Here is a 14,467-nt window from a genome sequence, read left to right as displayed (position 1 = left end):
CAGTCTCAGTGTCTGAGTCAACCAGTGTGTCCGCTTCAGAATCTGTATCAGAAACCCAATCCGTGAGCACTTCAGAGTCAGAAGAAGCGTCAACTTCCTTGAGTGAGTCCGCCTCAGAGTCGGTTTCAGAGTCTCAATCCATGAGCACATCAGAGTCTGAAGAAACATCTAGCTCCTTGAGCGAATCGGTTTCAGAATCCCAATCCATGAGCACATCAGAGTCTGAAGAAACATCTAGCTCCTTGAGCGAATCGGTTTCAGAGTCTCAATCCATGAGCGCATCAGAGTCTGAAGAAACATCTAGCTCCTTGAGCGAGTCGGTTTCAGAGTCTCAATCCATGAGTACATCAGAGTCTGAAGAAACATCGACTTCACTCAGTGAGTCCGCCTCAGAGTCGGTTTCAGAGTCTCAATCCATGAGTACATCAGAGTCTGAAGAAACATCGACTTCACTCAGTGAGTCCGCCTCAGAGTCCGTTTCAGAGTCTCAATCCATGAGCACATCAGAGTCTGAAGAAACGTCAACTTCACTCAGTGAGTCTGTATCAGAAACCCAATCCGTGAGCACTTCAGAATCAGAAGAAACATCTAGCTCCTTGAGTGAATCGGTTTCAGAGTCTCAATCCATGAGCGCATCAGAGTCTGAAGAAACATCTAGCTCCTTGAGCGAGTCGGTTTCAGAGTCTCAATCCATGAGCACATCAGAGTCTGAAGAAACGTCAACTTCACTCAGTGAGTCTGTATCAGAAACCCAATCCATGAGCACATCAGAGTCTGAAGAAACATCTAGCTCCTTGAGCGAATCGGTTTCAGAGTCTGTGTCAGAAACTCAATCCGTAAGCACTTCAGAATCAGAAGAAGCGTCAACTTCCTTGAGTGAGTCTGTTTCAGAGTCTGTGTCAGAAACTCAATCCGTAAGCACTTCAGAATCAGAAGAAGCGTCAACTTCCTTGAGTGAGTCTGTTTCAGAATCTGTGTCAGAAACTCAATCCATGAGCACATCAGAGTCTGAAGAAACATCTAGCTCCTTGAGCGAATCGGTTTCAGAGTCTGTGTCAGAAACTCAATCCGTAAGCACTTCAGAATCAGAAGAAGCGTCAACTTCCTTGAGTGAGTCTGTTTCAGAATCTGTGTCAGAAACTCAATCCATGAGCACATCAGAGTCTGAAGAAACATCTACTTCACTCAGTGAGTCTGTTTCAGAATCTGTGTCAGAAACCCAATCAGTAAGCACCTCAGAGTCAGAAGAAGCGTCAACTTCACTCAGTGAGTCTGTTTCAGAATCTGTGTCAGAAACTCAATCCATGAGCACATCAGAGTCTGAAGAAACATCTAGCTCCTTGAGTGAGTCTGTTTCAGAATCTGTGTCAGAAACTCAATCCATGAGCACATCAGAGTCTGAAGAAACATCTACTTCACTCAGTGAGTCTGTTTCAGAATCTGTGTCAGAAACCCAATCAGTAAGCACCTCAGAGTCAGAAGAAGCGTCAACTTCACTCAGTGAGTCTGTTTCAGAATCTGTGTCAGAAACTCAATCCATGAGCACATCAGAGTCTGAAGAAACATCTAGCTCCTTGAGCGAATCGGTTTCAGAGTCTGTGTCAGAAACTCAATCCGTAAGCACTTCAGAATCAGAAGAAGCGTCAACTTCCTTGAGTGAGTCTGTTTCAGAGTCTGTGTCAGAAACTCAATCCGTAAGCACTTCAGAATCAGAAGAAGCGTCAACTTCCTTGAGTGAGTCTGTTTCAGAATCTGTGTCAGAAACTCAATCCATGAGCACATCAGAGTCTGAAGAAACATCTAGCTCCTTGAGCGAATCGGTTTCAGAGTCTGTGTCAGAAACTCAATCCGTAAGCACTTCAGAATCAGAAGAAGCGTCAACTTCACTCAGTGAGTCTGTTTCAGAATCTGTGTCAGAAACTCAATCCATGAGCACATCAGAGTCTGAAGAAACATCTAGCTCCTTGAGCGAATCGGTTTCAGAGTCTGTGTCAAGATCGACAACGACTTCAGTAAGTGCATCAAGTTCTGAATCGACAACGACGTCAACAAGTACGTCAGCTTCTTATTTAGGGTCAATGAGTCAGACTAGATCACAATCTGAATCGTCAAGCTCTTCCCAAAAATATAGAGGGTCAGAAGGAATTCTTCCAGAAACAGGAACAGCAACGTCAACAGGTATGTTTGCAGCAGGAGCATCTGCGCTTCTTGCAGGTATTGCTGCCTTGGGTCGTCGTAAGAAAAAGGATGAGAATTAATCTATCAAACTCATTCCATTGCTGTCATATAGATGAACTTAGGATTTAAAAATAAGTGAAAGCAAGTCTCGAAAGAGATTTGCTTTTTTTCTAGTGAAAACTAAGTATGAAAGAATAGTCAAATATATTGAAAATGATCAATAATCCTGTATAATCAAAAGAGAATAATTTTTAGGGAGAAAAATGTGTTATTTAAGAGGATGAATGGAAAGTCTTGGAAGGGAGAGCGGATTACACGATTTAAATTAGTCAAAACTGGGAAAAACTGGATGCGTGTTGCGTGCTCAAATATTACTTTCTTCCAACGGAGAGGGAAAGAAGGAGCTCCGCCCTTGTCCTTTTCCAGATCAAGTCAATTGGCTCTCACGAGGGGGCTGATTGCAACAGGTGCACTGCTTGGAGCGGTATCGCTTGCTCAACCTACTTTTGCGGATCAAGAAGACAAACAAAGCTTTGGCTCAGAGTTGGATTCAGAAATAGGTCTAATTGGAAAAGATAGCTTAGTTATAGGGATTGCTGGCAATTCATTAACTAGTGAAAAAATCAACTCCTTGACAAGTCAAGAAAGCTTCTCTTCATCAGTAGGAACCCCTGTTTCTGAGATTACTTCAATGGATAGTTCAGAAGCTTCTACTTCAATAAATTCAACCTCTTTATCAGAACTGGTTTTAACGGAACCTTCTTTTATCCAATTGGATCAGCAAGAGGAACGACTCTATAAGTTAGCACAGGATATTTATAGGTATATTGACCAAGCTAAAGCTCTAGAAGATGGAAAGGAGACTGTGTTCCTTGGGAAGCAGGCCTTGGATGCTATTCGTCATCAATTAGCAAATCCTTCAGCTGAGGGAAACCAAGTAGTTGACCAAGCTAAGACAGCCCGAAACCGACTGATCAATCTTGTCCTACGTACCACTTCAGGAAAACGTGATCCTCGAAATGGGAATGCAATAGGCTCTGATCAAATGTTGCGAGCCCCATTCGTTATGAGTGGACCTGAAAATAACCATCTCATCACTGCCTATAATTCAGATCCAGTGAGACTCCAGTATATTGTCCGAGAGCGAAATGGTGGTGTTATCCTAACTTTTATGGGTTATGCTCCAAATAGTGAGCGGGTAGATGGTGTCTTGGTGCCGAATGCGACTTTGAAAACCCCCTTTGCTCCCATGCTGATTGAGGGGAAAGTGGGAGATACAGAGGTTGTGGAACCCGGGAAAACATATACGATTACAGTTCGTTTTACCAACGCTCACAACCAGTTTATAGACCGTTCTTTCCGAATTAAAGTATTGCCACAAAATGACGGGATTCGAAATCCAATTGTTGCAGTGAAGTCAAACACGCAAGTATCTGATCTCTCTCAATTGACTGATGCAGAAAAAGAACAAGTGTGGGAAAAGTTTAAGGCTGTGAATCCCCGTCTCATATCTTCTAAGGATTTTAAGTCCTACTCAGTTTCAGCAACTGGAGAAGTTACAGTTGTTTTCAAAGATAATACGACAAATACTGTAACTGTTCCTTTGACAGAAGATCCACGAATTCGCTCACTTTCTTTGAGTGTTTCTTCAAGTCTGTCAGAGGTTGAAAGTACATCTAGATTGGGGTCTGAGTCAAAGGAAATATCTGAGTTGAAGAGTTTGTCTGAGGGATTCAGTGATTCACTGTCTAACTCGAGTGCTATCTCTGCAAGTGTCGGTCTTTCTAATTCAGTATCTATCAGCGAATCAGAAGAAGAATCAATCTCTTTTTCAGAAGAGGCCTCCTCATCGCTTTCAGAGTCCGTTTCAGAATTCCAATCAGTGAGTGCATCAGAGTCAGAAGAAAGCTCTATTTCCTTGAGTGAGTCATCTTCAGAATCTGTATCAGAAACCCAATCCGTGAGCACTTCAGAATCAGAAGAATCGTCAACTTCACTCAGTGAGTCCGCTTCAGGTTCTGTATCAGAATTCCAATCCGTGAGTGCATCAGAGTCAGAAGAAACGTCAACTTCACTGAGTGAGTCTGTTTCAGAATCTGTATCAGAAACCCAATCAGTAAGCACTTCAGAGTCAGAAGAGGCATCAACTTCCTTGAGTGAGTCTGTTTCAGAATCTGTATCAGAATTCCAATCCGTGAGTGCGTCAGAGTCAGAAGAAACGTCAACTTCACTCAGTGAGTCCGCTCAAGGTTCTGTATCAGAATTCCAATCCGTGAGTGCATCAGAGTCAGAAGAAACGTCAACTTCACTGAGTGAGTCTGTTTCAGAATCTGTATCAGAAACCCAATCAGTAAGCACTTCAGAGTCAGAAGAGGCATCAACTTCCTTGAGTGAGTCTATTTCAGAATCTGTATCAGAAACCCAATCGGTGAGTGCATCAGAGTCAGAAGAAACGTCAACTTCACTGAGTGAGTCCGCTTCAGGTTCTGTATCAGAATTCCAATCCGTGAGTGCATCAGGGTCAGAAGAAAGCTCTATTTCCTTGAGTGAGTCATCTTCAGAGTCTGTGTCAGAAACCCAATCAGTAAGCACCTCAGAGTCAGAAGAAACGTCAACTTCACTGAGTGAGTCTGTTTCAGAATCTGTATCAGAAACCCAATCAGTAAGCACTTCAGAGTCAGAAGAGGCATCAACTTCCTTGAGTGAGTCTGTTTCAGAATCTATATCAGAAACCCAATCAGTAAGCACCTCAGAGTCAGAAGAGACATCAACTTCCTTGAGTGAGTCTGTTTCAGGTTCTGTATCAGAAACTCAATCCGTGAGCACTTCAGAATCAGAAGAGACGTCAACTTCACTGAGTGAGTCTGTTTCAGAATCTGTATCAGAAACCCAATCAGTAAGCACTTCAGAATCAGAAGAGACGTCAACTTCACTGAGTGAGTCTGTTTCAGAATCTGTGTCAGAAACCCAATCAGTAAGCACTTCAGAATCAGAAGAAGCGTCAACTTCCTTGAGTGAGTCTGTTTCAGGTTCTGTATCAGAAACCCAATCCGTGAGTGCATCAGAGTCAGAAGCAGCCTCTATCTCCTTGAGTGAGTCTGTTTCAGGTTCTGTATCAGAATTCCAATCCGTGAGTGCATCAGGGTCAGAAGAAAGCTCTATCTCCTTGAGTGAGTCTGTTTCAGAATCTGTATCAGAAACCCAATCAGTAAGCACTTCAGAGTCAGAAGAAAGCTCTATTTCCTTGAGTGAGTCATCTTCAGAGTCTGTGTCAGAAACTCAATCCGTAAGCACATCAGAGTCTGAAGAAACATCTAGCTCCTTGAGCGAATCGGTTTCAGAGTCTGCGTCAGAAACTCAATCTGTAAGCACTTCAGAATCAGAAGAAGCGTCAACTTCCTTGAGTGAGTCTGTTTCAGAATCTGTATCAGAAACCCAATCAGTAAGCACCTCGGAGTCAGAAGAATCGTCAACTTCACTCAGTGAGTCCGCTTCAGAATCTGTATCAGAAACCCAATCAGTAAGCACTTCGGAGTCAGAAGAGGCATCAACTTCCTTGAGTGAGTCTGTTTCAGAATCTGTATCAGAAACTCAATCCGTGAGCGCGTCAGAGTCAGAAGAAAGCTCTATCTCCTTGAGTGAGTCTGTTTCAGGTTCTGTATCAGAAACCCAATCAGTAAGCACCTCAGAATCAGAAGAAGCGTCAACTTCACTCAGTGAGTCCGCCTCAGAGTCCGTTTCAGAATTCCAATCCGTGAGTATTTCAGAAACAGAAGCGGCGTCAACTTCACTCAGTGAGACCGCTTCAGAATCTGTATCAGAAACCCAATCCGTGAGTGCATCAGAGTCAGAAGCGGCGTCAACTTCACTCAGTGAGTCATCTTCAGAGTCTGTATCAGAAACTCAATCGGTGAGCGCGTCAGAGTCAGAAGCAGCGTCAACTTTACTCAGTGAGACCGCTTCAGAATCTTTATCTGAATCGGTTTTGATTTCACAAACGGTCACTGTTTCATTGTCTGAAAGTCGTTCACAATCAAGCCTATCTTCGCATTCAATCTCAACAAGTGGGTTAGCATCAATAAGTGCTTTGCCTTCTCAAAAAGAATTCACAGATCCATCAACTTCCTTGATCTCATCGGAGTCTATGCTCTCTTCGCAAAAGGACAGTCAATCAAAAGTAACACTTCCAGAGACTGGAGTGAGTCCTTCAAAAGGTCTTTACCTTGCAGGGCTAACCACTCTCTTTGCAGGTTTAACTTCATTGGGTCATCGGAAAAAAGAAGAAAAATAACCCTAGAAATAAATGAGGAAATGATGTCATTTCACGTTGCCAAGTTCCAGCAAAACCTAACATAGTTTTGCTGGTTTTTAATGGAGGAGTTAGCTCCAGTGAGAGGATGCGAAATACGAAATCAGATAGAGAATATGTTATAATGAATGAGGATGAACTCGTTCGGAATTCTGTGTAAAGGTGACCAACAAGTGGTCTGAAACTTATTAAGTTAGCAAATCGACTAATGGTTCAATTGCAATAACTTTTAATAAACAAGTAGAAGAAAAAGAAGGGGCTAGAGATAAAAATCCATTTTACAAATCTTTTCGGTTAATCTTCCAAAAGTATTGCTTTAATGGCCCAGAACGATATTATAAAAATTGTCCGATAGTTTGGAGTTAATGAGCTTGACATCTACTTTTATGATCAGACGAATGAACCACGGAGAGATCTGAATTCTCGTATGGATGGCATCCTAGCGGGGTCTCTTTTGAGGATATTGTATTTGTTCAATCTCCATTTTAGAATGGGATGCTCATCTAGTTCATAAGTTAGAGAGTCTTCAAGCAAAGCTAGTGACCTTTATCAACGAGAAAGGCTAAGTATTTGTGGTTTCTAGCTTGGAAGAAGATAATCAGGTAGTGAAAGAAACATTATCGTCGAATATTTCAGCAAACTAAATATACGTTATTCTTAATTTGAAATAGTTAGTTTACCAATGAGCTAAACTTAAGTTCGTCAGATCTAATTCTGCAAGTCCGGAGAAAGAAAAATTATTGAAATTAACATGATAAAACGATCAGAAGTTGGGAAACGATTTTGTTGGACGATTTTATTCGTCTTTATTTATGTGTTTGGTAGTAAAATTGCATTGCCGTTTGTTGATTTGTCGCGAGTGCTTAATGTGAATGAAACGACTGCGACGGGCCTGCAATTATCCAGTGCCATTATGGGAGGAAATTTACGAGGAATGTCGATTTTTTCAATCGGCCTTTCTCCGTGGATGTCTTCCATGATATTGTGGCGGGTGTTTACCGTATCCAAGCGCTTTAATCTCGAAAAGACCAGTGCAGATATTGTCGGTCGACGAAAAATGTATCTAACCTTGCTACTCGCCTTAGTACAAGCCTTGGCAGTTTCCATGTATTTACCTCTGCAAACCAGTCTAAATTCAGCTCTTGTGATTGCTGTCAACACGATGATTATGATCGCAGGCACCTTCTTTTTAGTCTGGCTCTCAGATTTAAATGCCGCACTCGGCTTGGGAAATTCAGTCGTCATCATGATGGCTGGAATGGTGATGTATTTGCCAGAAGATATTATGCGGACCTTATCTAAAATGGATATTCCAACTTATTGGTATGCAATTGGTCTCTTTCTCATCTTAGCCTTTGTTTATACAGCCGTCTTGATCGAGTATGCTCGTTATCGCATTCCAGTCAATAAACTTGGAATTCACAACAACCTAAAAAGTTATTCTTTTTTAGATATCAAGCTAAACCCAGCTGGAGGGATGCCGTTTATGTATGCCATGACCTTAGTATCGATTCCACAGTATGTGCTGTTGCTGGTTCTCTCAATGGATTCAAATGCTAAATGGGCTGCTAAGTTTGCAAAAGAATTGGTGATGGGTGAGCCTGTCTGGATCCTCCTCTACATATTTATGATTGCCCTCTTGTCCTTTGCATTTTCTTTTGTCAATGTCAATGGAGAGGAAATTGCTGAAAAAATGATGAAAAGTTCAGAGTATATCGATTCGGTTTATCCTGGTCCAGATACTCGAAAATTTATTAATGGGATTGTGTTACGCTTGACTGTTTTTGGGACCTTCTATCTCATTCTTTTTACTGCCCTACCGTTTTCAGTTTTACTATGGGATAAGGATTTATTGCGCCTAACAATGATTCCAGGAACCTTCCTTATGTTTGTCGGAATGGTATACAACATCCGGGAAGAGATTCATGCTCTCCAAGTAAATCAACGATATACAAGACTATTCTAGGAGTTATCATGTATTACTTTATACCAGCTTGGTACGGGTCAGAACGGACCTGGCATAGCACCACCATCCCTTGGTACTGGACGAAGGATTCAATCGAGTTTGATGACACCATTAACCAGGTTCGTGTCTTCCAAGATGCAGGGATTGATCGGAAGTTGCTGATTCCGCATTATGCTCCCCAACTACGCTATTTTTTACACCGTCAAGATTTGCTAGAAACAGACTATCTCTCTGTCTTTGATCACTTGCAGGGGGTCTCTCCAGATCAGGAAATGATGCCTGTGCAGATTGAGGATTTGGAGTGGCCTTCAGAGACCACTTTTGCCTACACACCTTTTCAGGTAGTGGCTTTTCGTCGAGGGGAGATGATTGCAAAAATCGACATGGGTGTAGATGGGAATATCCTCTCTATTACTCGCCTCAAGGATGGAGAGATTGCCTTTATTGAATATTTAGATGATCGAGGCTTTCTTTCTAGTGTCATTTACTATAAAAGTGGGCATCCCTATTTCCAAGAGTATCTCAGTGTTGACGGAACTTGGGTTCTACGTGAAATGCTGACGGAAGATAATCATTCGGTATTTGTGAATGAGCACGTTCAATCCTTGTTTAAGAAAGGAGTCTACTCGGAAATCAAAGAAGTCATCATGGAGAAAATGAAGTTCCTGCTTGGGACCATCGTACCTCAGCAAGATCAAGCAGTTTTTGCAGCTCATCCGGCCAATTTGCCCTTTTTGCAAGAATTAGGATTTGGAGTTAAAAAAGTTCTGTCTTTTTATGGGAAACGCCAGCCCTTGTCTCTATATGATTCCCTACTTTATTTTTGTTTAAAGGATGTCCAGTTGATTGTCACAGATAGTGAAAAAACAAAAGAAGCCATTCTTGGCTTTTCTCCAACCTTGCAGTCTAAAGTCCATCGAGTGACCTCTTTTGACTCTCGCTTACGATTAGGGAATAGTCAGGAACGCAAAGAATCAAAAATCTTTTTCTATGTGGGGGAAGACGGTTTCCTATCGAAAAAGCTACTAAAGAACTTGCTGGAAATCTTGGCTGAGAACCCCTTGTTTGAGCTTGTTTTTGCCTTTTACAGTACATCTGAAAATCATTTGCTTACCTTAAGAAGTCAATTAAAACAATTGATAGAAGAAGAGATTGCCTTAGCTTCGGTGCAGCTAACAGTCACAGATCAAGAACTTGGGGAGAATAAGATTCAGGATGATGAGTTAGCTGTAGAAGTGCCAGAATATCGTTATACGGTAAAGAACTTCTTTCATGAGAATGATATTATCAAGGAGTTGGAACAGACCCGCTTGATTGTAGACCTTAATGATGAACCGAATCTTTATACACAAATTGCGGGAATCTCAGCGGGGATTCCTCAGGTGAATCGAACCAAGACAGAATTTGTCGATCATCTAAAGAACGGCTATATCATATCCAAAGAAGGAGAATTAGAGAAGGCTTTGAAGTACTTCTTAACAGCCTTGAAACCATGGAACGAAGCCCTAGTATACTCTGTCGATAAAATACAAGAGTATACGGGCCCGCGTTTGATAGCCAAGTGGGAAGGATGGATGAAAGAATAGTATGGACAAACAGTCGAAAACAAGTCATATTCTTCAAATTGGTTTAGAAAATTGGCTGGAACAAGTAGAGATTCCAGAAGAAATGGGTTGGCACTATTTTTCATGCCAGGATTTGCCCTCTCTAAAAGAGTATATGGAAGAGCAGGAAATCCAAAAATTCAAAGCCTTACTAATAGATCGACCTGAAGATTTGTTGGGCTTAAAAGATCAGATGGACTTTTTCCAACCCTATACCATTTTTTACAATCATCAGTTCCAACAAGAAACCTATCCGGAAGAAGTGAAGGAATTGCTTCGGTTGAAGCAGGTTAGGGCTTGGGATTTTTCAGACAAAGCCCATTTTCTCTATCAAGTCACTCGTTTCCTTTATGATGGTCAGTATGGGGATGCTTTTACGGCTTACGATATCCGCATTCGTCCTGATTTTTCAGGCTCGCAGACAGTTTTAGGAAAACATCTCTTGCAGCTGACGGGATCTTTCGGGAAGGACTTTACTCCCTTGGCTCAATGGATTTATAATTATGTTTACGATGGGACTACTCCCGTTAATATATGGTTAGAGTATGAAAAAGAGCCCTCTTGTCAACTTCAATTGCGTATTCAATTTTTCCAAAGTGGCGCTATTGGTGATCTCGTGAAAGAGATTATCTACTCTGAGGATGACCTAAAAGAGCCAATCTTGCTAGATGAATTTGAGCGATATTATCTAGCCTTTTGTCTGGAAGCAAAAGGAGAAGGGGAGTTGAAGATTGGGGCCTTACACAAACGTTATTCTCATGGTCCTTTTGGGGAAATGACCGTTGGGGCCCAGACACTTCGGGATAGCAAGCGTCAGGAAATCTTTGCTTACTTCCATCCTGGAGATATGAAACCGCCTTTGAATATTTATTTTTCAGGGTATCGTCCGGCTGAAGGATTTGAAGGATTTGTCATGATGCGAAGAATGGGAAGTCCCTTTATCCTCTTTTCAGATCCGCGCTTAGAGGGTGGCTCCTTCTATATGGGCTCTCAAGAGCTAGAAGATCAGATTGTTGCTTACATTGATCAGTATCTAGACTGGCTAGGGTTTGGTCCTAAAGAGATGAACTTTTCTGGACTTTCTATGGGGACCTTTGGAGCTTTGTACTATGGCTCCTCCTACTCGCCTCATGCTATTTTAGTTGGGAAACCGATTGTTAATCTTGGGGATGTGGCAGCTAATTTGAAATTCAAACGTCCCGATGAGTTTGGGACATCCTTAGATATGATGCAGTTGCTTGTCGGACAAGTCTCAAGGGAGGGTATTGATCTATTGAATCAACGGTTTTGGGATCGTTTCAATCAAGCGGATTTGAAGGATACTATTCTGGCCATGGCCTATATGAGAGATGATGACTATGATCAACTGGCCTATCCGAAAATTTTAGAAGCCCTCTATGATCATCCTGTGCGGATTATTAGTTCTAGTCGACCTGGTCGACACAATGATGCCAGTGCACCGATTGTTGAATGGTTTTTAACCCAATATAAAGAAATCATGGAAAGAGATTTTGGAAGGATCGAATGATAACTATTAAACAACAAGAAGCCAGACGGCACTATTGGGGGCCCTTGCCTTCAGCAGACTATCTATGGGGCTCGCTTATCCAAGGTTTTGCGAGGGATAAGGTTGTTTTTAAAAACCCCTTGATGCCTTCTGGTCAAATTTTAAAGACCTGGAAATCAATGAGCAATTTCAGCGCCAATCGTTGGGCTCCTAGTCTTCCGCTCTTAAAACGAGGTCAATCTTATGTATTAGATGTGAGCATGACTTCCACACCTTCCCATACAGTGATGGTGGAAATTGTCTTTCTGGACCGTTTTGGTGTGCCTGTCAAACGTCAGGTAACATCAGATGGAAGCTTGGCTTTTGTTTATCCAGAGAATGCCTACGCCTACGAAGTGCGTCTCCTTAGTGCCGGCATGCAAGAATTTGTTTTTCATTATTTCACGATTCAACCAATATCGTCTGAGGGAGCAGAGGTTCTCGCATAGACGAGCCAGACTGCTAGTAAAAGAGGATCACATTGGATTATTTTACATTAAGAAAAATTAAAAAGATCTTGAAGGAAGTGAATAGCTGGAAAGATCATATGACCCGCTTGACGGATCATCAGCTACAGGAGAAGACTGTAGAATTTCGGGAACGTCTAGCTCAGGGCGAGACCTTGGATGATTTATTACCGGAAGCATTTGCCGTTGCGCGTGAAGCTGATAAACGGGTTTTGGGCATGTTTCCTTATGACGTGCAAGTCATGGGAGGGATTGTCCTCCACCAAGGCAATGTCGCTGAAATGAATACCGGTGAAGGAAAGACCTTAACAGCGACCATGCCTGTTTATCTCAATGCCTTAGAAGGAAAAGGGGTCATGGTCATTACGACCAATACCTATCTGGCAACCCGAGATGCGGAAGAAATGGGACAGGTCTACCGCTTTTTGGGATTGACCGTTGGAGTTCCTTTGAAACAGTCTGAAGACGAAGAATTAGATCCAGAAGTCAAACGGGAGATTTACCGGTCAGATGTCATTTATACGACCAATACCAGTCTGGGCTTTGACTATTTAACAGAGAACTTGACAGCTTCAACAGATGGCCAATTTTTGGCAAACTTCAATTATGCCATTGTCGATGAGATTGATTCAGTGCTTCTAGATAGTGCTCAGACTCCCTTGATTATTTCTGGTTCTCCTCGGGTTCAATCCAACCTATATGGGATTATTAATACCCTGATCCAAACCTTCAAAGAGGGGGAAGACTTCAAGTTTGATGAAGAAAAGAAACGGGTTTGGTTGACTCGAAAGGGAGCTCATGCAGCAGAAAGCTTTCTTGCTATTCCCAACCTCTATAATCCCCAATATCATGATATGGTCCGCCATATCAGCTTAGCTCTTCAAGCCAATAAAAACTTTATTAAGGATAAGGATTATGTCATCCATCCCAATGTCGAAGGGCAACCGGAGATTGTCTTACTTGACCAGGCAACAGGTCGATTGATGGAAATGACACGATTGCAAGGAGGACTCCATCAAGCGATTGAAGCCAAAGAAGGTCTCAAGCTAACCCAAGAAACAAGGGCCATGGCTACCATTACCTACCAAAATCTCTTTAAGATGTTTCGTAAGCTTGGAGGAATGACGGGGACTGGGAAAGTCGCTGAGGCAGAGTTTCTCGATACCTATGCCATGTCCGTCATTAAAATTCCGACTAACCGAAAAAAAATCCGCCAGGACTTGCCAGATGAGATTTATCAGACCCTGCCTGAAAAAGTGTTTGCATCCTTAGAATATATCAAAGAAGTCCATGCAAATGGCAATCCAATCTTAGTTTTTACAGGTTCAGTTGAGATGTCCATCCTTTATTCTAATCTTCTATTGCGTGAGGGCATAGCTCACAACCTCTTAAATGCTAATAATGCCGCTCGAGAGGCCCAAATTATTTCAGAATCTGGCCAAATGGGAGCAGTGACTGTAGCGACCTCCATGGCTGGTCGAGGGACCGATATTAAGTTGGGTCCTGGAGTGACTGAACTAGGGGGACTAGTAGTTGTTGGGACCGAACGGATGATGAACCAGCGGATTGACCTTCAAATTCGTGGTCGTTCTGGTCGCCAAGGAGATCCTGGACGGACCAAATTCTTTGTTTCTCTGGAAGATGACTTGATGAAAAACTGGGGACCAGATTGGATTCAGGATACTTACCAAGACTACGATGTAGAGGAGCGAATTGGTGCCACTAAGCCGTTGACTAAACGAAAATATAAGAATCTGGTGGGACGGGCTCAAAATGCAAGTGAAAGTTCTAGTCAGGCCAGTCGTCGCATGACGCTTGAATTTGCAGAAAGTATGAACATTCAGCGAGATATCATCTATAAGGAACGTAACCGCTTGATTAAACAAGAAGGTCGTTTGGATGTAATTGTCGAACAAATTGTCCGAGAAGTCTTTATGAGAGTGGCAGATAATAAAGATTACATAGATCCCATTGCTTTTTATCGTTATATTTTGGACAATGTGAGCTATCAGGTGGATCCGCAGACGACTCATCGATCATTCCGTTCTAAAAAAACAAAGAAAAATTTCTTATGGGAAATTGCTCAAAGAGAGTTAGAAGCTAAGTATGAGATCTTAGGCACCGATGAGGTGATCGCCCAATTCCAGCGCATGGCCATTCTAAAAGCTATCGATGAAAACTGGGTCGAGCAGGTAGACTATCTACAACAATTGCGGATGGCTTTGTCTGGCCAATACACCAGTCAGAAAAACCCTTTGGTAGAATTTTTCCAAGAAGCCTACCAATCCTTTGATCGAATGAAAGGGGCGGCCAAAGAACAAATGGTCCGCAATCTTTTACTGAGTCGAGTAGAAATCAATAAAAAAGGGGAAATTGTCTTGCATTTCCCATAAAAGA

General features: G+C 42.2%; 7 protein-coding genes. All 7 read left to right on the top strand.

What is annotated here, in order from left to right; all coding sequences use genetic code 11:
- Positions 1–8: 8 nt before the first annotated feature.
- Positions 9–2,258 carry an LPXTG cell wall anchor domain-containing protein gene (locus tag AB4X21_RS09240; RefSeq protein ID WP_369088381.1) on the top strand — a complete coding sequence of 750 codons (2,250 nt, stop codon included), beginning with the start codon at positions 9–11 and terminating at the stop codon, positions 2,256–2,258.
- A gap of 200 nt (positions 2,259–2,458) precedes the next feature.
- Positions 2,459–6,469: an LPXTG cell wall anchor domain-containing protein gene (locus AB4X21_RS09235; RefSeq protein WP_369087888.1), complete on the top strand. Its 4,011-nt coding sequence runs from the start codon at positions 2,459–2,461 to the stop codon at positions 6,467–6,469.
- 769 nt (positions 6,470–7,238) lie between these two features.
- Positions 7,239–8,453, top strand: a complete 1,215-nt coding sequence (secY2, locus tag AB4X21_RS09230; RefSeq protein WP_003012481.1) for an accessory Sec system protein translocase subunit SecY2 — start codon at positions 7,239–7,241, stop codon at positions 8,451–8,453.
- Between the two features lie 8 nt (positions 8,454–8,461).
- On the top strand, positions 8,462–10,039 hold the full coding sequence (gene asp1, locus AB4X21_RS09225) for an accessory Sec system protein Asp1 (protein ID WP_369087887.1): 1,578 nt from the start codon (positions 8,462–8,464) through the stop codon (positions 10,037–10,039).
- A 1-nt stretch (position 10,040) separates the two neighbouring features.
- Complete coding sequence (gene asp2 / locus AB4X21_RS09220) at positions 10,041–11,585, top strand: accessory Sec system protein Asp2 (RefSeq protein ID WP_320911130.1); 1,545 nt, start codon at positions 10,041–10,043, stop codon at positions 11,583–11,585.
- The gene (gene asp3, locus AB4X21_RS09215) at positions 11,582–12,052 is read left to right on the top strand and encodes an accessory Sec system protein Asp3 (protein ID WP_003012414.1); all 471 of its coding nucleotides are present in this window, start codon (positions 11,582–11,584) and stop codon (positions 12,050–12,052) included. Before asp2 ends, asp3 begins: the two co-directional genes overlap by 4 nt.
- 26 nt (positions 12,053–12,078) lie before the next feature.
- Entirely contained in the window at positions 12,079–14,463 is a 2,385-nt protein-coding gene (gene secA2 / locus AB4X21_RS09210) for an accessory Sec system translocase SecA2 (protein ID WP_369088380.1), read from the top strand.
- Positions 14,464–14,467: the final 4 nt, after the last annotated feature.

This window comes from Streptococcus sp. CP1998 (assembly GCF_041026655.1).
Classification (GTDB): Bacteria; Bacillota; Bacilli; order Lactobacillales; family Streptococcaceae; genus Streptococcus; species Streptococcus dentalis.
This window is presented reverse-complemented; position numbering and strand designations above follow the sequence as displayed.